This is a genomic window from Bifidobacterium asteroides (assembly GCF_009683175.1).
GTDB lineage: Bacteria > Actinomycetota > Actinomycetes > Actinomycetales > Bifidobacteriaceae > Bombiscardovia > Bombiscardovia asteroides_H.
Genome location: NZ_WKKW01000001.1, coordinates 29,908 through 48,253, shown reverse-complemented (window position 1 = coordinate 48,253; position 18,346 = coordinate 29,908). Strand labels below are relative to the sequence as shown.

Here is an 18,346-nt window from a genome sequence, read left to right as displayed (position 1 = left end):
AAGGAGCAGTTGTGGCAGCAATTGAAAGCGTGTTCGCGCGCGAAATTCTTGATTCCCGTGGCAACCCGACCGTCGAGGTCGTTCTGCAGACCGAGGACGGCGCCAAGGGGCGTGGTCTGGTTCCCTCCGGTGCTTCCACCGGCGAGGCCGAGGCCTGGGAACGTAGGGATGGCGACAAGAAGCGCTATCAGGGCAAGGGTGTGCTGGACGCCGTCAAGGCGGTCAATGAGACCATCGCTCCCAATGTCATCGGCATGGACGCCACCGATCAGCGCGCCCTGGACGAGACCATGATTGATCTGGACGGAACCCCCAACAAGGGCAAGCTGGGCGCCAACGCCATCCTGGGAGTCTCCCTGGCTGCGCTCTATGCGGCTGCCGAGTCCGCCGAACTGCCTCTCTACCGCTACCTGGGCGGCACCAACGGCCACATCCTGCCCGTGCCCAACATGAACATCATGAACGGTGGCGCCCACGCTGACTTCGCTACAGACATCCAGGAGTACATGATCTCCCCCTACGGCTTCGACTCCTACCGGGAGGCCCTGCGCGCCGGCGTCGAGGTCTACCACACCCTCAAGGGCATCCTGAAGAAGGACGGCCACGAGACCGGCCTGGGCGACGAGGGCGGCTTTGCCCCCAAGATGAAGTCCAACGAGGACTCCCTGAAGTACATCGTCGATGCCATTGAAGCCGCCGGCTACGAGCCCGGCAAGCAGATCGGCCTCTGCCTGGACGTGGCCTCCTCGGAGTTCTACAACAAGGACACCGACAAGTACCACTTCGACGGCGAGGACCGCGACGCCGACTACATGCTGGACTACTACCAGGGCCTGGTCGAGCGCTACCCGCTGGTCTCCATCGAGGATCCCTTCGCTGAGGAGGACTGGGGCGCCTGGCAGAAGATCACCGCCGCCATGGGCGACCGCCTGCAGTTCGTGGGCGACGACCTGCTGGTGACCAACCCCAAGAGACTGCAGAAGGGCATCGACCTGAAGGCCGCCAACTCCCTGCTGGTCAAGCTCAACCAGATCGGCACCGTGACCGAGACCCTGGACGCCATCGAGCTGGCCACCGCCAACGGGTTCACCTCCATGGTTTCCCACCGTTCCGGCGAGACCTCCGACACCACCATCGCCGACCTGGCCGTGGCCAAGAACACCCGCCAGATCAAGACCGGCGCCCCGGCCCGTGGCGAGCGCATCGCCAAGTACAACCGTCTGCTGGAGATCGAGGAGGAGCTGGGCTCTACCGCCGAGTACGCCGGCTACAGCGCCTTCAAGGCCTGCAAGAAGTACACCAAGTAAGGTCTTGCCGGTCGGGCCGGACCCCTTGCAGGTTTTGACCCGACCGTGAAGTCTTTCACCCGTGGCGGTCCGCGTCGGCTGCCGCGGGTATTTTTATGGGTATGGCCAAGAACAAACGTGACGGCACCAACCGGCGGACAAGCAGGCGGTCGTCGGGACCCATCACCTTCTTTGTGGCGGTCATCATCGTGGCCCTGGGTCTGATCCAGCTGGTCTCCACCTTCCACGCCTACGCCATCAATCTTTCCGAGCTCAACGGCCTGCGCAACCAGCAGGCCCAGCTTGTCGAGCACAAGCGTGACCTGGAGAACCAGATTCGGCGCTGGGACGACAAGGCCTATGTGACCGCCCAGGCCCGGGATCGGCTGGGATTCGTCTTCCCCGACGAGGAGGCCATCAGGGTCCTGCATCCGGAGGCGGTTACGGGCGGCAAGGACAAGGACCAGGCCGACAGCAAGGGGGTTCGGGCGCCCAGGAAGAACTCCCTGCCCTGGTATCAGGAGATGGCCTATTCCTTCGCCAAGGCCGACCGGGATCCGTCGGCCAATAGGAACAAGGGGGGCACGGATCAGCATCCTGGCGACGGAGCCGGTCCGAGCGGATCGGCTAGCCCAGCTGGTTCCAACAGTCCAGGTGGCTCCGACGGCCCCTCTCCATCCAAGGGCGGGGGAGGACAGTGAACCCCGACGGTTGATGAACTTAGCGGCAGCAAAGAATCAGGAAAGATGAGGACAGCGTGATCAAGGCCCAGGAAAGGCCCCAGGCAGCAGTGGAATCCCAAGGCGGGGACAAGGCCCGGGTCGAGCCTGAAGTCTCCAGCCTGGTCGGCGACCGGGAATTGGCAGCGGTCAGAGATAGAGTCCAGGAGCTTCTGGCGACTCCGGCCACACCGGAGCAGGTAGCCGTCGTGAACCGGCAGCTGGGCCGCTATCCGAGGGGCATGGTGGCCGTGGGCGCCCGCTGCGTCTGCGGCAATCCGCTGGCTGTGGTCACCCGGCCCCAGTTGGAGGATGGCACGCCCTTTCCGACCACCTGCTATCTGACCAGCCCTGAGGCCGTCAAGGCCGTCTCCCGGCTGGAGGCCGACGGCGTCATGGCCGCCTGGAATACCGAGCTGGGTTCGGATGCGGACCTGGCCAGCGCCTACCGTAGGGCCCATGGGCTCTATCTGGCCTTCCGTTCTGCCCTGGCCCGGCGGTTGGGCGACGACGAGGGGCACATCGCCGGAATCTCGGCCGGTGGCATGCCCAAGCGGGTCAAGTGTCTACATGCTCTGACCGCACAGTCCCTGGTCATGGGCTCTGGGATCAATCCACTGGGCGACCGTGTCCTGGACCTGGTGCGTCGGGTGTTCGATCCGCAGGTCTGCAGGTGTGCCCAGCCCTGGACCGGGACATCCCAACAAGAGAACCGGCAGGAGAGGCAATGAAGGGGGTTTCCATGGATCAGGTGACGGTGGCGGGCGTGGATTGCGGCACCAACTCCATACGTCTGCTGATAGCCCGGGTGGACCGACAGGGGCTCCATCCGGTGGCGCCCAGGCTGATGCGGGTCATCAGGCTGGGGGAGGGCGTGGACCGCAACCACCGCTTTTCCGACCAGGCCCTTGAGCGTGCCTTTGAGGCCTGTCGGCTCTTCGCCCGGCAGCTGCAGGAGCACCCTGTGGATGGCCTGCGCTTTGTGGCCACCTCGGCCACCAGGGATGCCGACAACCGAGAAAGTTTCGAAGAGGGTGTGCGCTCCATCCTGGGGGTCACGCCCGAGGTCATCAGTGGCTCCCAGGAGGCCTCCCTGAGTTTTCTGGGCGCGGTCAGCGTGCTTGAGCAGCGCGGCAGTGACGATATGCCACCTGCGCCCTACCTGGTGGTCGACCTGGGTGGCGGCTCCACCGAGTTGGTCCTGGGCGGGGACGGGAGCGATCTGCCTGTCGACCAGGTCAAGGCCTCCTACTCCATGAACATCGGCTCCGTGCGGATGACCGAGCGCCATCTGCTGGACGATCCGCCCACCCAGGAGCAGATCGACCAGGCACTTGAGGATGTTGACGGCTGGATCGACCGGGCCTTCGACCAGGTCCCTGTAGCCGGTGTAGGCAGTCTGATCGGGGTCTCCGGCACGGTCACCACCATGAGCGCACTGGCCCTGGGATGCAAGGTCTACGATTGCCATGCTGTCGATGGCCGGTCCATTCCGGTCGATGCGGCCCGCCGGGTTGACGACCAGGTGCTGAACATGAGCCGGCAGGAACGTAGGGAGCTCAAGGCCATCCATCCCGGGCGTGTGGATGTGATCGGCGGCGGTGCCCTGATCTGGAGCCGTTTGCTGGAGCGTCTCGGTCGGGCCAGTCCCAGTGCGCTGGCTTCGGGAACCTATGTGGCCAGCGAGCACGGCCTCCTGGACGGCCTGGTCCTGGACTACGGTCGGACCCTCCTGCGCGAATGATATACTAAGGCGTTATGGGTTCCGGCCCCGGTGGCGAAATGGTATACGCATCGGACTTAAAATCCGCCGCCTTCACCGGCTTGTGGGTTCGATTCCCACCCGGGGCACCAAGGCCTCATCGGCTTGGACGGCAGTGTCGCAACTTGTCACCCGGCCGACGAACCGATACTCTGGTACGCAAGAAAACCAAAGGAGTTGTCATGAGTGACCAATCCATGCCCGAGGTGAACGCCGAATTCGGCGCCACGCCGACCATAACCTTCCATGGTCCGGCACCCAGCGGGCTGCGCGCCGTGGAGCTGGTCGAGGGGGACGGGCCTGTCGTCCGCAAGGGCGATACCGTCACCGTCAACTATCACGGCGTCGTTTGGGGTTCGGATCAGGTCTTCGACTCCAGCTTCCAGCGTCATCAGCCGGCCAGCTTCGGCATCGGCGTGGGGCAGGTCATTCGCGGCTGGGACCAGACGGTGCCCGGTCACAACGTGGGGTCCAGGTTGGTGGTCTCCATTCCGCCGGAGTACGGATATGGTCGTCAGGGGATGCCCCAGGCGGGCATCGGCGGCGACGATACCCTGGTTTTCGTGATTGACATCATATCGACACGGTAGACAAAGGTCTCCAGGCGCCGGTGAGGGCCGGCGCCTTTTTCATACCCTTGACTTTGCAGTTCAGGTCGGGCCACGAGACAAGTGCATCAAACAAGGAGGAATCACATGGCTGAGGAAAAGACGATTCTGCTGACACAGGCCGCTTACGACAAGCTGAAGGAGGAGCTTGACCACCGTCAGGGCGAGTACCGCGACGAGATCACCGAACGCATCGCGGCGGCTCGGGCCGAGGGTGATCTGAGCGAGAACGGCGGCTATCAGGCTGCCCGCGAGGAGCAGGGCAAGAACGAGGGGCGGATCAACGAGCTGATCGTCAAGCTTCGCAACGCCAAGATCCTCAAGGCCCCCAAGGCGGGCACGGTAGGCAACGGCTCCCTGGTGACCCTGACCATGGCCGGCAACGAAATGGTCTATGTGCTGGGCTCCAGGGATCTGACGGTGGCCACCGACTACGATGTCATCAGCCCCGAGTCGCCCATCGGCGCGGCCCTTATGGGCGCCAAGAAGGGCCAGACCGTGACCTACAAGGCTCCCAATGGCAAGGACATCTCGGTCACCGTCAAGGATGCCCAGCCCCTCAAGTAGCGGGACGACCCCTCACCATCCCAGCCCGGCCTGAATGAAGCCGCTCCCCGCCATGGTCGACGGAGGGCGGCTTCTTCTATAAGAGACCGCTCTATGGGCGACCGCTTGATTCGTACGGCAGACCGACGGTCTTTGTTGGGCGGAGCTTGATGAAAAGACCGCCAGGCTGGCCATTTGTTCAGCGCAGATTGCAGACCACCAGGTAGATGGCCACGATATGGCAGGCGTAGCCGATGACCGTGCCGCAGTGGAAGATCTCATGGAAGCCGAATACCCGGGGCCAGGGGTCCGGCCGGCGCAGACCGTAGACAATCGCCCCAAGGATGTAGGCCAGGCCACCGGCCACGATCAGCCACACCACCGGCGGACCGGCCATGGGGGAGTCCCAGAAGAGTTTCAGGAAGCCCACGCCCGAGACTCCGAAGACCACGTAGACCAGGGTGTAGAGCCAGCGGGGAGCATCGATCCAGAAGACGTGGACGATCATGGCCACCAGGCTGGCCCCCCACATGCCCAGGATGATGATCCGCCGCCAGAAGGGGTCCAGCGCGAAGGAGATCGGCGTGTAGGTGCCGGCGATGAGCAGGAAGATGTTGACATGGTCCAGGCGGCGCAGCACATCTGTGGTCCCCGGGGTCCAGTCGCCCAGGTGGTAGAGGGCCGAGTTGCCGAAGAGGGCCAGTGAGGCGACCATGAAGACCGCGCAGGCAAGTTTCAGGCCAGTGCCGTGAGCCAGGCAGATCAGCACGATGCCGGCGGCCAGGGCCAGCGGGGCGGCCACAGCGTGGATCCACCCGCGCAGGAGGGGCTTGGGACGGCCGTGTACATCCAGGCGGACCTTGCGCTCGATCTCCATGTCGGGGATGCCCTCGATCCGTGAGGCCTTGATCTCGGCCTTGGCCATGATCCGTGCAGCCTTGGCCCTGGCCTTGGCGCGCACCGCGTCGGCCCTGGCCTGCAGATGGGCCTCGTGGGCCACCTCTGCGTCCCGGCGCAGGTAGGTCAGCTCCTGGCGGCGCTGCTGGCGTCGGCGTTCGAGATCGGGATCGACCTCCTGGTCTTCAGGCGGTCTGCCGTCCTCGCTGGTCCTGGTTGCCATGGCCCTCCCTTGGCCCCTTGGCTGGTCCGGGCCTGTCGGGTCCGGCCGCCGGGGCGAAACATCCGTGAACCACCCTACCCCAGACCTGTGTATTGGACGCGCATGTCATCATCGCCCTGGGCGTGACCCGCCTGTCTGCTTCCGAGGGCCCTTTGTATGATGGAGGGCATGGCTGATTTTTCCGAGATTCTGGCATCCTGCGACGACTGCAATGAGGAGGACCGCGAGTGGCTCCACCACCTGGTGGCCGACTGGCAGGTCATCGCCGATCTGAGCTTTGCCGACCTGCTGCTCCTGCTGCGCACCGGCGAGGGGGAGTTCACTGTGGCCGAGCAGTGCAGGCCCTCCACGGTCATGTCCCTGCGCACCGAAGATGTGGTCGGAGAGCATTTCCCGGCTGATCGCCGCGAGGAGCTGGAGGCGGCCATGCAGTCCAAGGGGGTGCTGCGGTCCACCAAGCTGCGTACCATCGGCCGCGCCACGGTCTGCGACGTCTATGCCCCCATCCGTCACCAGGGTAGGACCCTGGGTCTGGTGGTCCGCGAGACCAACATGGCCACCCGCGAGTCCAACGGCCGCTATGAGAGTGAGAGCATCAACGCGGGCAAGGAGCTCTTCGAGATGATCACCCGCGGCGAGTTTCCCTACGCGGATTCGGTGCTCAACCAGCGGCACAACGCCAGGGTGGCCGATGGCTTCTTCGTGCTGTCGGCAAGCGGTGTGGTGCGTTACGCCTCGCCCAACGCCATCAGCTGCTTCCGCAGGCTGGGCTCGGTGGAGACCATGATCGGCCAGTACCTGAGCGAGATCGGCACCTCCCTGCTCAAGGAGAACGATCCCGTGCCCGATTCCCTGCCGCTGGTCCTGTCGGGCAAGGCGGCCGTGGATTCGGAGCTGGACGCCAATGGATCGGCCGTCTCCATGCGCTCCCTGCCCCTGTATGGCAAGCAGGGCAGGACCGGTGCCATCGTGCTCTGCCGGGACGTGACCGAGCTGCGCCGCAGGGAGAAGGAATTGCAGACCAAGGATGCCACCATCTCCGAGATACACCACCGGGTCAAGAACAACCTCCAGGCCGTGTCGGCCCTTCTGCGGCTGCAGGCCCGGCGCACCAAGTCAGACGAGGTCCGCAAGGAGCTGGAGGAGGCCCAGCGCCGCGTCCAGACCATCGCCGTGGTCCACGAGGGCCTCAGCCAGACAGCCGACGAGATTGTGGACTTCGACAAGGTGATCGCCAACCTGCTGAAGATGAGCGTGGACCTGGCCACCACCAGCGACCAGCACATCACCATCTCCTATGTGGGCAAGTTCGGGATGATGCCCGCCCAGGATGCCACACCCCTGTCCCTGGTGCTGACCGAGCTGGTCAACAACGCTGTCGAACACGGCTTCGAGGGCCGTGACGAGGGGCATATCACCATATCGGTAGGCCGGGGCGGCAACAACCTCAACGTGGTGGTCGAAGATGACGGCAACGGCTACAGCACGGAGTCGGATCAGGGGCAGGCACGTTCCACCGGGTCCGGGCTGGGCACGCAGATCATCAACACCTTCGTCACCAACGACTTCGGCGGCACGGTCAAGTGGGAGCCCCGCCGGGATGGCGGCACCCGGGTGGTCATCAATATCAAGCTGCGCGTGGCCCAGGACGTGTGATACAGGGCGCCTTTTAACCGGGGCCCCTTGTAGCCCGGAAACCTACAGCCAGGGGTATTTTCAGCGAAAGAAAAAGGGACGACGGCATCAAGCCATCGCCCCTTAACCGTTTGGCGCAATCGGGAAGGATTCAGGACTGCATCTGCATGGCCTGGGACCTGCGTGCACGCATGGCCCGGCGCTTCAGAGCCCTGCGTTCGTCCTCGCTCAGTCCGCCCCAGACGCCGTAATCCTGATTGGTGTCCAGCGCGCACTTCAGACAGGCGTCAATGACCTTGCAGGTCCGGCAGACAGCCTTGGCCTCCTCGATCTGCTGATAGGCCGCACCTGTGTTGCCGACGGGGAAGAACAGCTCAGGGTCCTTGTCTCGGCAAGCAGCCTTGGCGCGCCAATCGAACGCATTACTCATCTACCTAAGCCTCCAAGAAGTTTTTATCGGTGCTTTATCACTACCCTATGCAAGATAAGCACGATGAGTGACTTTTTTCAAGGGTTCATTCGTTTTACGGCTAAAGAGAACACCTGTAGCGGAATGGCGAGACCTGCCTCCAGGACCAGACACCGTCCAGGAATGGCGCTGACCCGGGTGGATAGGGTGGCCAGCTGATTGGCGGGGATGCCAGCTGCCAGGTCGGCCCCCCGTTCGCCACAGGGGAACACCAGACGGCGGCTGAAACGCTCCGGTCTGCGCAGGGCATTGGCCGTATCCACAGCCAGGACCACGGTGGCTCCCTCCTGCCCTAGAGCCTCCTGCAGAAGCGGGGCCAGAGGATCCCGGCAGAGCGGATCCAGCAGATCCTGGGCATCGTCAAGGATCCAGACCAGCCCACGGTTGCCACGGTTGCTATTTTGACAGTCATGAGGCGGTGCCGGCACCGGACCTGGGAAGTCCCGGCTGCTGTAGCCATGACCTGTCCGACGCGTGATACGCAGGTCGAAGCAGGGCTCTGGTCGGGCCCCCGGCTGCATCAGGGGGAGCAGGGAACGAGCCAGCAGGGCCAGTAGGGTGCTCTTGCCTCGTCCTGGTGGTCCGATCAGGGCCGTATGTCCTTTGAGCGGCAGGCGATAGAGGTGAAGCAGGACCCCGTCATCCATATGCCCCAGGGGTATCAGGGGCCGTCCTGACCGCCAGAGGATCTTTCCGCAGGCCGGATCGTGCTCGGGCAGGGGAGGGGAGAAGAGTGGTGCCGGTGGACGGCAGCCGCAGAAGCGACCGGCTTTGATGATCTGTTTCACCAGGGCCTGCGGATCAGCCGCTGGGCAGGTACGGAAGGCCTGGGGGCCCCGGCCCTGCTCCAGGAAGCCCAAACCTGGACAGGCCGGGTCGATCGCCGTGGCGCAGGAGGACCCAAGCAGCTCCCTGGACTGCAGGGGATCACGTACCCGCAGGCAGATTCCCAGGTTCATGTTGGCCCGCATCTGGGCGCTGACCTGCCCCATGGTCTGCTGGGTGCAGGCCACCAGGTTCATACCAAGGGACCTGCCCTGGGAGGCCAGCGAGGTCAGCCTGTCCAGATAGTCGGGCAGGAGTTGGCGCAGGGCCTGGAATTCGTCGATGACCACCACCAGGCGCGCTGGTGGGTCGGCCATCAGGGCAGTGTCCTCGACCCCTGCCCTGGCAACCAGGCGCTGGCGGCGTTCCAGCTCCCTCTGAAGGCCGTTCAGCGCGCGCACGGCCCGGTCCAGATCCAGATTGGTCACGCAGCCCACGGTGTGCGGTAGTCGGGCCAGCAGGCCGAAGCCGGCACCACCCTTGAAGTCCAGCAGGACCAGGTTGAGCCGGTCCGGCGGCTGGCTGGCGGCCAGGGCCAGACACCAGGTCTGCAGAAAAACCGATTTGCCTGATCCGGTGGTGCCTGCCACCAGGGCGTGGGGCCCGTCGCGTGGCAGATCGATGGTCAGCGGACCGTGATCAGGACGGATACCGATGACTGCCGGGGCTGCAGAACCTGGTGCTGAAAGCCAGGCATGGACGATGCCCTGCCAGAGCTGACCATGTGCTCCCGAGGCCCCTGATCCTGACAGCCGGGACTCGAGCCGGGGGCCTGGGTCAGCAGCCAGCTCCGTCAAGTCCTGCCGGGTCCGGTCCTCTGTGGTCGTAGATAGGGATGCGCGATCCGATGCTGCGCCGTATCCCAATTGCGCGCGGGCAGAAGGTGCAGTCAATGGCTGGCGATGCGCTCGCAGCAGGCTCAAAAGCACCATGGCCAGGGTGCCGGTCAGGCTGGGCAGCAGCAGGAGGAGCAGCATCCAACGGCCCTGGCCGACCACGTACCAGATCATGCCCGCCTGGGCCAGGGCCGGAGCCGTCTGGGCAACCAGGGTCAGAATGACCTGGAACCTATCCGTATTGGCAGAGCGTGGATTGCCATCCTCGGCCTCGGTCGAAGGCTCGGGGCCGACCGCCCCCGATGAGGGGGACGCAGTTGCTAGCGAATGGGCCTTGGTCATGTTTCCAGCATGAAAGGACCGGCGCCTGAATGCCAGGGCGAACCTGGCATGTGGTCGAATGTGGATGGCGTCTGCCGAATTGGGCGATCAGACGCCCCCGACGGTGCCCGGCTCGTGACTGCCCTGGACCAACTGGTCGAACAGCTCGGTGTTGCGGGCCTGATCCAACAGAACGGTGGAGCCGACGCGCCTGTTGGGGAAGTAGTTGGGGTTGGTCCAATACAGGCTTCCGGTGACGCCCTTTGGGCCGCTGGCGCTGCGGAAGGCCAGGACCATGCGCACCAGATCTATGGCGTTGGCCCGCTCATCCACCACCAGGGAATCCAGACCTGCCGAAAGGACCTTGCCGGCCGTGACGGGATTGAGCAGGACCGAAGGCTGCAGGGCCTTGGAGGTGATGGCCGAGATGGCTTGACGCTGCCGCTCGGCCCGCCCGAAGTCACCCTTGGGATCCGAGTAGCGCATGCGGGTGAAGGCCAGGGCCATGCCGCCATCGGCCTGATGACAGCCCTTGGACCATACCATGCCTGATCTGGGATCGTTGACATCGGCGTCATAGCAGAGATTGACGCCACCCATGGCATCGACCACCTTGCTCAGGCCCCCGAAGCGGATCAGAGCCACATGGTCGACCTTATGGCCCGTGATGTCCTCGATCTGGCTGGTCAGGGACCGGTAGCCCGAGGTGTAGGCCACGGCGTTGATTTTCATGTATCTCCCGTCCTCTTTGACCAGGGAGTCGCGGGGGACTGAAATCAGTGAAGCAGCTCCGTGCCGAGGCTTGATCAGCACCAGTATGGTGTCGGTCCGGAAACCGGTGATGCTGGTGTCCTGGCCGGCCCCGGGGGAGCCGTCACGCTGGTCCGACCCCAGCAGCAGCCAGGTGGTGGCGCCGGAGCCTGGGGCGTCCGTCAGCATTTGCTCGCGGTTGAGCCTGGCATTGATCCAGAACCATCCGCCTCCTGCCAGTACGACCAAGGCCATCAGGATGACCAGGAGCAGTATGCCTATGAACCTGCGCACTGGATGCCTGCGTACCAGGGCATTACCGGACCGAAGACCACGGTTGACCCGATGGCCTCGGTTGCCGCCATTGCCCCAGCCATTCCCGCTGGGAGCTGCCTGGGCGGCTGGCATGGGCGTGGTCCGCGAGGAGCCGCTGGTGCGTCTGGCTGCTCGGGACCTGCCGACTTGCGCCGGCTGTGCGCCCCTTGAGGAGGGCGAGAAGCTGGGAGGTTCCTGCTGTCTGCGGCTGTGCCTGGCCGAGGCGGCGGGAGCGCTGGCAGCGGTTTCGGTACGACGATGTCTGGAGGGCATGAAGCTGGGTGGCTCCTGCTCTTGTCCGCCTTGGTCTGAACCAGTCCGCATGCCTTCAACCTCCATAGCTTTGACCGACTAGGCAAGCAATAGCATGCCTGAACGACCCGAGGGAGCTGATCGGCTATCTCTGCGCCGGAACCGCACAGACCGTGGCGAACAGATAGCGGTCGGCCATGCCGATGTACTGTCCGGTGTTCGCGTCCTTGATGGTCCCGTCGCTCGGATCGACGATTCCGCCTGTGCTCGGATCAATCAGGGTCTTATTGGGCATGGTAATCAGTCCTGTGCGCGGATCCGGATCGGGCATCGCAGTGGCGGAGGCAGAGGGGGTCTGGGTGGAGGACCGGGTTTCAGAGCTCCTGCTGCGGCCTTGAGTCTTGCCCTGCTCCCCTTGGGTGTCTTGGGTCTGATTATCAGGCGAGGAGGCGGCTGACGAGGAGGTGCTTGGCAGGGAGGCTTCCTCGGCCTCCTCATTGGCCTGGGTCAAGGGCTTGCCCTGGCGAAGCAGGCGCCAGATGGTTTCGGCCTGCTCGGTCCATACCACCCGATAACGGTCCTGGGACCATTCCTTGACCGGTATGGTCCGGGCGTAGATGTGGGCGGTGTCGATATGTTTGAGTGAGTTGCCCAGGCCCAGCAGGGTCTGGAAGCTGCCCAGGCCCTCGCTCAGCTGCAGGGTCGACATGGAGGTGGTGGCCAGACGGTAGGCTTTGGGAAGGTCTGAATAAATATCGACGTTCTTGGCTTCGTTGACCAGGCTCTTGATCAGGTACTGCTGGCGGGTGGTGCGCATGATGTCCGATCCGTCGGCTCCGGTTCCGTGGCGCATGCGGGCGTATTCGGTGGCCTGGGTTCCGTCCAGATGGTGCAGGCCGCGCTTAAGATCAATGCCGGTGTAGCTGTCCTTGGTGTCCTTGGGGATGCATACGTCGACCCCGCCCAGGGCATCGATGATGGATTTGAATCCATTGAAGTCGGCCACCACGAACTGCTGGATGTCCAGGCCGGTCAGGGAGCGGACCGCAGCCAGGGAGCAGCTGGCGGCCGAATTCGCATCGCCGCCCTGGTTGTAGCCCTCAGCGAAGATGGAGTTGAACATGACCTGGCGGCGGGCCGGGATGGTCTCGCCCTTGCTGGTGACGCAGGCCGGGGCGTTCACGATGGAGTCCCTTGGGATGGAGACCACGTTCACATAGGAGCGATCGGCGGCGATCTGGACCACCATGGCCGTGTCGGACTGGTGGTTCTCCTCCAGGCCATCCCCGCTGCCGCCCACTTCCGAATTGCCCTTGCCGTCGCGGGTGTCCTGGCCCAGCACCAGGACGTTCAGGGTTTTGCCCTTGTAGATGTCTTCAGGGGCCTTGTGGGCTTGGGTCAGGTTGATGGGCTCGAGCACATGCATGTGCCCGTTGATGTCTGTCCAGAAGGCTGCCACCGTCGAGGCCAGGAAGCAAAGAACGAAGGTGAGGACCAGACAGATGCCAGTGCGCAGGTTGTGGCTGCTGCGGAACCCATCGCTGTGCTGGGGCTTGCCGTTCCTGCCCGCCTTGATGTTGGGCAGACCCATCTTTCTGGTTGGGGACGTCAATGGTATGCCTTCCTCATCGGCTGTCGCTGTAGGGGCCATTCCGGCGGGAAGAACCGGGATGGCCCTGGCGCGTGCTTGAACCAGTCACAGTATAGTCTGACCCCCCATCCTCAGCTCCTCTTCGGGCGATACGGATCCCCCAAAGTGTTGTTAAGTTGCGCTTGCAGGCATGTAGGGGTTGACAGAAGACCCCGGCAGTGTCTGTAATAAAAGTGTGTAAACACACTAGGGACTGGGGGGTCGCTATGAGTGGTTTTGTAGACACTCGATACAGCAATACAACTAAAAACAGGCTGACGCCGCTGATGCAATGGTTCGAAGTCAACATCGGACCATCCTGGCGAAGCGAGGCGCTTTGTGCACAGACCGACCCGGAAGCATTCTTCCCGGGCAAGGGAGGCTCCACCCAGGAGGCCAAACGGGTCTGCGCCGACTGCACCGTCCGAAAGCAGTGCCTGGACTGGGCGGTCGAGCACGACGAGCGCTTTGGCATCTGGGGCGGCATGAGTGAACGGGAGCGCCGCCGTTACAAGAAGAGGATGCGCGCACAGCGTCAGGTCTGAATCGCCGCAGGTGTCCGAGCGGGGCATCCGGTGACCTGGATTGCGTAGACTGGAACGCATGAGTTTCGTCGCGCCTCAAGCCCAGGATGTCCGGCAGGTCCTCTCTGCAGTCATGAACGAATGTTCGCCTGCCGCCAGCCCTCATGTAGAGGATGCGGTGGCGGCGGTAATCACCGTCGAGCATGACCTGACCTACCTGCCTGACACCCTGCGTGCCCTCTTGCGACAGAGCCTCTTGCCGCGCCTTCTGATCATCGCGGACTGCTCGGGGACCACTGTGGAGCCTCTCTATGCGCAGTTCCCGGTGGAGGGGCCCGCGCGGATGGAGGTACAGGTGGTTCGCGCCCGGGGCGCCTCCTCCTTCGGCGATGCCGTGGACAAGGCGCTTGGCTATGCCCGTCTGCCTGGTCGGGTTCGCGCACTTTGGCTTCTGCATGACGACTGCCGTCCACTGGACAATCATTGCCTGGACAAGCTGGTGGACACCTGGCACAGCAATCCCACTGCCTCCCTGCTGGGTGCCAAGCAGTATGACTGGCAGGGCGAGGGTCTGCGGGACGTGGGTCGGTATGCCTACCATCACCGAACGGTCGGCCTGGTGGTGGACAGCGAGCCCGACCAGGAACAGTATGACGCGCGTCAGGATGTCTTCGCGGTGAGCCTGGCTGGCGCCCTGGTGCCCATGCAGACCATGAAGGACCTGGGTGGACCGGGCGCCTGGGCTGGCACTTTCGGCCAGGCCGACGACCTCTGCCGCCGCATCTGTCTGTCGGGAGGACGGGTGGTGGTGGTGCCCAGCGTCCGGATGGCCCATGCCAGCGCCCGGATGAGCGGATTGCGTGACCGGAATGGACGGCCGGTGCCTCCCGACCACCGCTTGGATGCCTCCATGGGGCCCATACTGGCTCGGGAACGCTACCTGCTGACCGATTTTGCCCTGCCCTGGTGGCCGTTGGTCTGGCTCTGGCGGGTTCTGGCGGCACTGTGGTTCATGGCCGTTGATCTTATCGGCAAGCGGCCCTACAGGGCCATCTGCCGTCTGTGCGCGCCCTGGCGGATTCTGGCTCGTCCCGCGGCCTTGCTGACCATGCGTCGTCGTCTGACTTCCGCCTGCCATGGCGGTCCCCGCCGATTGGACATTCTTCAGGCCAACAGTCAGCAGATCCGGCAGTGGCGGCAGCGCAGGCAGGCCTTCCGCGACCAGCGGGAACATCCCATGCTCAGCCACCTGGCCCTGGCTCATCTGCGTCAGCAGTTCCTGCGCCGCCTGGCCTGGGCGACAGGCATGACCCTGGCGGTCTTGGTGGCCCTGGTGGCCACCCACTGGTCCCTCTGCCGCGCCATTTTTTCGGGAGGGGCCATCCACGCGCCCTCCCTGCCCTCGTCGGGAGCCGACTGGTCCCGCCTGCTGGAGGCGGCCACCACATCCTGGTCCTGGGCCGGAGGTGTGGGACAGCCCGCAGTTCCGGCCCCCTTCCTCCTGGTCCTCCTGCCTTTCGCTCTGCTGACCGGCGGTCACGTGGCCCAGGCCATGGCCCTGATGCTCCTGGCGGAGACGGGACTGGCCGCTCTGTCTTTCTGGGCCCTGGCCGGCGTGGTCACCAGATCCAATCCCATCCGTGTGCTGTTGGGGTTGATCTGGGCCTGCTTGGCATTTGCCCTGGGCATCGTGGATGGTCTGCAGCTACCCATGCTGACGGTCATGGCCTTCATGCCTGCCGCCTTTGCCTTCGTTTTCAAGGCCGTGGGGCTGTATCAGACCGAGGCCCCCGTGCACCCCAAGGCCTCGGTGCAGCAGGCGGCTTTGGCCTCCATCTGCTTCCTGCCAGTCCTGGCAGCCGAGCCTCAGCTCATATTGGCCATGATTCCGCTCTTCATCATGGCAATCTGCCTGGTGCCCTCCCATCGAATCATGCTGCTGCTGATGCCCCTGCCTTCGCTGCTGGCCCTGGCGCCCACCCTGGTCAACTCCCTGCATCATGCCAAGGATGGGCTTTGGAGGCAGCTTTTCGCAGACCTGATGGTTCCTTCGGCAGACCTGACTGGCCGGCCCAGAACCGGAAGCCTGGGAGAACTGCTGGCCCGCCTGCTGGGCCTGGATGTTTCGGCTTGGCGGCCCATCAGATGGCGACCTGAGCTTTGGCGTCCGGCCACGCTTGCCTGTTGTCTGTTGACGGTGGCCCTGCTGGCCTTTGTCGCTCTGGTTGTGCCTCGGGCGCTCAGGGCTGCCAGAGTTCTCTGGGTCACGGTCCTGTTGGGCCTGGTCCTGGGGCTGGCCTCGCAGGCGGTCTGCACCGGTCTGGACGAAACCGGTCCAGTGGCTGGTTCGGTCCTGCCCGGCATGATGATGGCCTTCATGGGGCTGCTGACCTGTCTGGGCCTCTTGGCTGGCAGGGCCGTCCGTCCCTTCTCGCCCCTGGCTCCTGGCCATGATCAGGTCCCTGATGGCGATGCTGATCGTCCGCCCCTGCCCCCTGCGCAGTCCTCTCCAACGTCAGCAGTTGCAGTCGATGGTGGCGGAAGGGTTTTGAGACTCCTGTTGGGCCTGCTCCTGGCCCTGATCACTGCAGGCGTGGCAGCGGCCGGTCTGGCTGCGCCTGTCGGCGGCCCTCTGTCCGCCGACGGCCGGCAGCTTCCTGCAGTGGCGGTGGACTACCTGGACAAGGACCCATCCCATCGGGTGCTGGTGCTGACCTCGCCCTCCCATGGCCGCGTGGCCTATACCGGTCTGCACACCTCACGAGGGGATCTGATTGATGTCTCGCCTGCCTTGCGAGTACAGAGGGTGAACGGCGGGCGGATGACCGGTGAGGATGTCCTCTCGCATTCGGCGGCGGCTCTGATGGCCAATGCTGACTCCAATGCCATAGCCGCGGTGACCGACCTGGGCTTTGGCGGAATCTATGTGCCCGTCGACCGTTCCGGAGCCGTCGGCTTGGGGTCCACACCCAACGATGACCTGGTTTCCAACATCACCGCCAGCGATGGCGCCCAGCAGGTGGTAGCCAACGCCCAGGGAACCTATTTCCGTCTGAGCTCGCAGTCCGGCAAGGATGTGGGCGTTGACATGGCTGGGGTGACGCAAGCAGAGGCCAGCACCTGGAGGAGGATCTGGCTATGGACCCTGGGCCTGATCCTGCTGGGATACTGCCTGGTGGCTCTGCCGCGTCCGGGCTACTTTGGAGAGGAACAGCTATGAGTGCACGAAGCAAGGGATCCCTGATGGCCGCCCTGGTCACAGTGCCCCTGGTGGCGGTTCTGATTGCCGCTCTGCTGATGTGGACGCCTCCGGCCTCCCTGGCTGATGGTGCCCAAGGTTCGACTGTCGTTTCCAGCCGGGTCAGTCAGCGGGAGGTGGCGGCTTACTGCCCGGCTCGCATGGCGGTAGCGGACGAGGACAAGGTCGGCGATGATCAGTTCAAGGCATCGGAGGGCGATCTGAGCTCCCGTGTCACAGCCGCCGCTTTCGGATCCATCGGCAGTTCCAGCCTGACACCAATGGGAGGCGGGCAACGCACCACGGTGACTGATCCCGATCTCTTGGACGGGCAGAAGGCCATGGCCGCCTCGCTCGACCCTGGTGCTTCGGCCACTGCCTTTCATTCCCGGATGCTCAAGTCCCAGCCGGGCACAGGGGCTGCCGTCGGCATGGTCTCCTGGGCTACCAAGGGTGATCTTCGAGGAATCCAGGCGCTGGCATGCCCCCGGGCCGTAATGAATGCGGACTTCCTGCTGCCTGCCACCAGCAGAGGGACCACCCAGCGGCTGGTGGTCTACAACCCGTCATCCAAGGCCACGGTGATCAGCCTGGAGGTCCAGGGTTCGCACTCCTCGGGTCATCTGTCACTGGAGACCGGGAAGACCATGACCGTGGCTCCCGGCGGCCACGCCTCATATGACCTGTCTGCGGCGGCTCCCGGACAGCAGGCCATCTATGTCCGGGCTCGCAGCTCACAGGCACCGGTGGCCATGTCGGTCTCGGTCAATGTCATGTCTGGGCTTGATCCGCGCGGCTCGGATCAGGTGACTGCCCTGGCGGCTCCTGGCCGTGATCTGGTCATTCCCGGCCTGCGCGGGGCAGACCAGGCCACCCTTCTTCTGCAGGGCTCCCATGCCACGGCAGTGGACCTGTCCTGGGTGGATGAAGGCGGCCAGCAATCCTTGCGGCGGGTGGATCTGCAGGGCTCTCAGGCCACGGCGGTGGACTTGGGTGGCGTGCCTGACGGCAAGCTGGCTCTGCAGGTGCATGCCGACCGGCCTGTCCATGCGGTCCTGCAGGTGACCGCCCAGGGCAGTCAGGACCAGTCGCAGTCCGACCTGGCTCTGATCCCTGCCGGGACTGCCGCCGCCTCCTCGGCGCTGACCATATCCCAGCCTGCCCAGGCTGCGCTGACCCTGGTCAATCCATCGGCGGATTCAATCAAGGCCGAACTGGTTGGATTCGATGACAAGGGCAACAAGCTGGGCGAGCGCTCGCTGACTGTTGAGGCAGGTCGAGCCAATGAGCTTTCAACCCACGATCTGGGCGATCAGGTGGCCGCCGTGCGGCTGAATGAGGAATCTGGGCATGGCTCCTCACGGCTGATCTGGAACGCCCGCCTGAGTGTGGACGCGGTCAACCAGGCTGGCCTGGCCGGTCTGGCGGTCATGGTTCCTGACGGGCTCATGCCCACCACCACCGTGATCCGCTCCGGCCCCGACTCCACCGTCCTGCCCTGAGATTCGGC

15 protein-coding genes and 1 tRNA gene are annotated in these 18,346 nt (G+C 64.4%); 11 read left to right on the top strand and 5 right to left on the bottom strand.

Going from position 1 to position 18,346, the window contains the following annotated elements; genetic code table 11:
* Window positions 1-11 precede the first annotated feature (11 nt).
* The 7 genes from eno (at window position 12) to GKC41_RS00200 (ending at window position 4,942) form a co-directional block, all read left to right on the top strand.
* The gene (gene eno, locus GKC41_RS00230; protein ID WP_324611980.1) at window positions 12-1,307 is read left to right on the top strand and encodes a phosphopyruvate hydratase; all 1,296 of its coding nucleotides are present in this window, start codon (window positions 12-14) and stop codon (window positions 1,305-1,307) included.
* A 95-nt stretch (window positions 1,308-1,402) separates the two neighbouring features.
* On the top strand, window positions 1,403-1,987 hold the full coding sequence (locus tag GKC41_RS00225) for an FtsB family cell division protein (RefSeq protein ID WP_154312423.1): 585 nt from the start codon (window positions 1,403-1,405) through the stop codon (window positions 1,985-1,987).
* Window positions 1,988-2,043: 56 nt separating this feature from the next.
* Complete coding sequence (locus tag GKC41_RS00220) at window positions 2,044-2,736, top strand: DUF501 domain-containing protein (protein ID WP_418904371.1); 693 nt, start codon at window positions 2,044-2,046, stop codon at window positions 2,734-2,736.
* Window positions 2,737-2,747: 11 nt separating this feature from the next.
* Complete coding sequence (locus GKC41_RS00215; RefSeq protein WP_195760098.1) at window positions 2,748-3,749, top strand: Ppx/GppA phosphatase family protein; 1,002 nt, start codon at window positions 2,748-2,750, stop codon at window positions 3,747-3,749.
* A 24-nt stretch (window positions 3,750-3,773) separates the two neighbouring features.
* Window positions 3,774-3,859 (top strand) — tRNA-Leu (locus GKC41_RS00210).
* A gap of 90 nt (window positions 3,860-3,949) precedes the next feature.
* Window positions 3,950-4,357: an FKBP-type peptidyl-prolyl cis-trans isomerase gene (locus GKC41_RS00205; protein WP_024627330.1), complete on the top strand. Its 408-nt coding sequence runs from the start codon at window positions 3,950-3,952 to the stop codon at window positions 4,355-4,357.
* 105 nt (window positions 4,358-4,462) lie between these two features.
* Window positions 4,463-4,942 carry a GreA/GreB family elongation factor gene (locus GKC41_RS00200; protein WP_024627331.1) on the top strand — a complete coding sequence of 160 codons (480 nt, stop codon included), beginning with the start codon at window positions 4,463-4,465 and terminating at the stop codon, window positions 4,940-4,942.
* Window positions 4,943-5,120: 178 nt separating this feature from the next.
* Here GKC41_RS00200 and trhA read toward each other — a convergent pair whose 3' ends face one another.
* The gene (trhA, locus tag GKC41_RS00195) at window positions 5,121-6,041 is read right to left on the bottom strand and encodes a PAQR family membrane homeostasis protein TrhA (protein WP_154312421.1); all 921 of its coding nucleotides are present in this window, start codon (window positions 6,039-6,041) and stop codon (window positions 5,121-5,123) included.
* Between the two features lie 168 nt (window positions 6,042-6,209).
* Between trhA and GKC41_RS00190 the strand changes: the two genes are divergently transcribed.
* On the top strand, window positions 6,210-7,697 hold the full coding sequence (locus tag GKC41_RS00190; protein WP_154312420.1) for a sensor histidine kinase: 1,488 nt from the start codon (window positions 6,210-6,212) through the stop codon (window positions 7,695-7,697).
* Window positions 7,698-7,827: 130 nt separating this feature from the next.
* Here GKC41_RS00190 and GKC41_RS00185 read toward each other — a convergent pair whose 3' ends face one another.
* The 4 genes from GKC41_RS00185 to GKC41_RS00170 form a co-directional block, all read right to left on the bottom strand.
* Complete coding sequence (locus GKC41_RS00185; RefSeq protein ID WP_015021978.1) at window positions 7,828-8,106, bottom strand: WhiB family transcriptional regulator; 279 nt, start codon at window positions 8,104-8,106, stop codon at window positions 7,828-7,830.
* A gap of 77 nt (window positions 8,107-8,183) precedes the next feature.
* On the bottom strand, window positions 8,184-10,148 hold the full coding sequence (locus GKC41_RS00180) for an FtsK/SpoIIIE domain-containing protein (RefSeq protein WP_154312419.1): 1,965 nt from the start codon (window positions 10,146-10,148) through the stop codon (window positions 8,184-8,186).
* An 87-nt stretch (window positions 10,149-10,235) separates the two neighbouring features.
* Complete coding sequence (locus tag GKC41_RS00175; protein WP_229281531.1) at window positions 10,236-11,516, bottom strand: LCP family protein; 1,281 nt, start codon at window positions 11,514-11,516, stop codon at window positions 10,236-10,238.
* A 73-nt stretch (window positions 11,517-11,589) separates the two neighbouring features.
* Complete coding sequence (locus GKC41_RS00170; protein ID WP_154312418.1) at window positions 11,590-13,056, bottom strand: LCP family protein; 1,467 nt, start codon at window positions 13,054-13,056, stop codon at window positions 11,590-11,592.
* Window positions 13,057-13,361: 305 nt separating this feature from the next.
* Here GKC41_RS00170 and GKC41_RS00165 point away from each other — a divergent pair, with 305 nt between their 5' ends.
* The 3 genes from GKC41_RS00165 to GKC41_RS00155 are packed head-to-tail and all read left to right on the top strand — an operon-like array spanning window position 13,362 to window position 18,338.
* On the top strand, window positions 13,362-13,619 hold the full coding sequence (locus tag GKC41_RS00165; protein ID WP_029678496.1) for a WhiB family transcriptional regulator: 258 nt from the start codon (window positions 13,362-13,364) through the stop codon (window positions 13,617-13,619).
* Between the two features lie 58 nt (window positions 13,620-13,677).
* The gene (locus tag GKC41_RS00160; RefSeq protein ID WP_154312417.1) at window positions 13,678-16,818 is read left to right on the top strand and encodes a glycosyltransferase family 2 protein; all 3,141 of its coding nucleotides are present in this window, start codon (window positions 13,678-13,680) and stop codon (window positions 16,816-16,818) included.
* Window positions 16,815-18,338: a DUF5719 family protein gene (locus tag GKC41_RS00155; RefSeq protein ID WP_154312416.1), complete on the top strand. Its 1,524-nt coding sequence runs from the start codon at window positions 16,815-16,817 to the stop codon at window positions 18,336-18,338. The genes GKC41_RS00160 and GKC41_RS00155 overlap by 4 nt, the downstream gene beginning before the upstream one ends.
* Window positions 18,339-18,346 lie beyond the last annotated feature (8 nt).

Coding starts and splice junctions, on each gene's coding strand:
- GKC41_RS00215 (WP_195760098.1), top strand. CDS start 2,748: ATGGATCAGGTGACGGTGGCGGGCGTGGATTGCGGCACCAACTCCATA.
- GKC41_RS00185 (WP_015021978.1), bottom strand. CDS start 8,106: ATGAGTAATGCGTTCGATTGGCGCGCCAAGGCTGCTTGCCGAGACAAG.
- GKC41_RS00175 (WP_229281531.1), bottom strand. CDS start 11,516: ATGCGGACTGGTTCAGACCAAGGCGGACAAGAGCAGGAGCCACCCAGC.
- GKC41_RS00180 (WP_154312419.1), bottom strand. CDS start 10,148: ATGACCAAGGCCCATTCGCTAGCAACTGCGTCCCCCTCATCGGGGGCG.
- GKC41_RS00225 (WP_154312423.1), top strand. CDS start 1,403: ATGGGTATGGCCAAGAACAAACGTGACGGCACCAACCGGCGGACAAGC.
- GKC41_RS00165 (WP_029678496.1), top strand. CDS start 13,362: ATGCAATGGTTCGAAGTCAACATCGGACCATCCTGGCGAAGCGAGGCG.
- GKC41_RS00160 (WP_154312417.1), top strand. CDS start 13,678: ATGAGTTTCGTCGCGCCTCAAGCCCAGGATGTCCGGCAGGTCCTCTCT.
- GKC41_RS00200 (WP_024627331.1), top strand. CDS start 4,463: ATGGCTGAGGAAAAGACGATTCTGCTGACACAGGCCGCTTACGACAAG.
- GKC41_RS00205 (WP_024627330.1), top strand. CDS start 3,950: ATGAGTGACCAATCCATGCCCGAGGTGAACGCCGAATTCGGCGCCACG.
- GKC41_RS00190 (WP_154312420.1), top strand. CDS start 6,210: ATGGCTGATTTTTCCGAGATTCTGGCATCCTGCGACGACTGCAATGAG.
- trhA (WP_154312421.1), bottom strand. CDS start 6,041: ATGGCAACCAGGACCAGCGAGGACGGCAGACCGCCTGAAGACCAGGAG.
- GKC41_RS00155 (WP_154312416.1), top strand. CDS start 16,815: ATGAGTGCACGAAGCAAGGGATCCCTGATGGCCGCCCTGGTCACAGTG.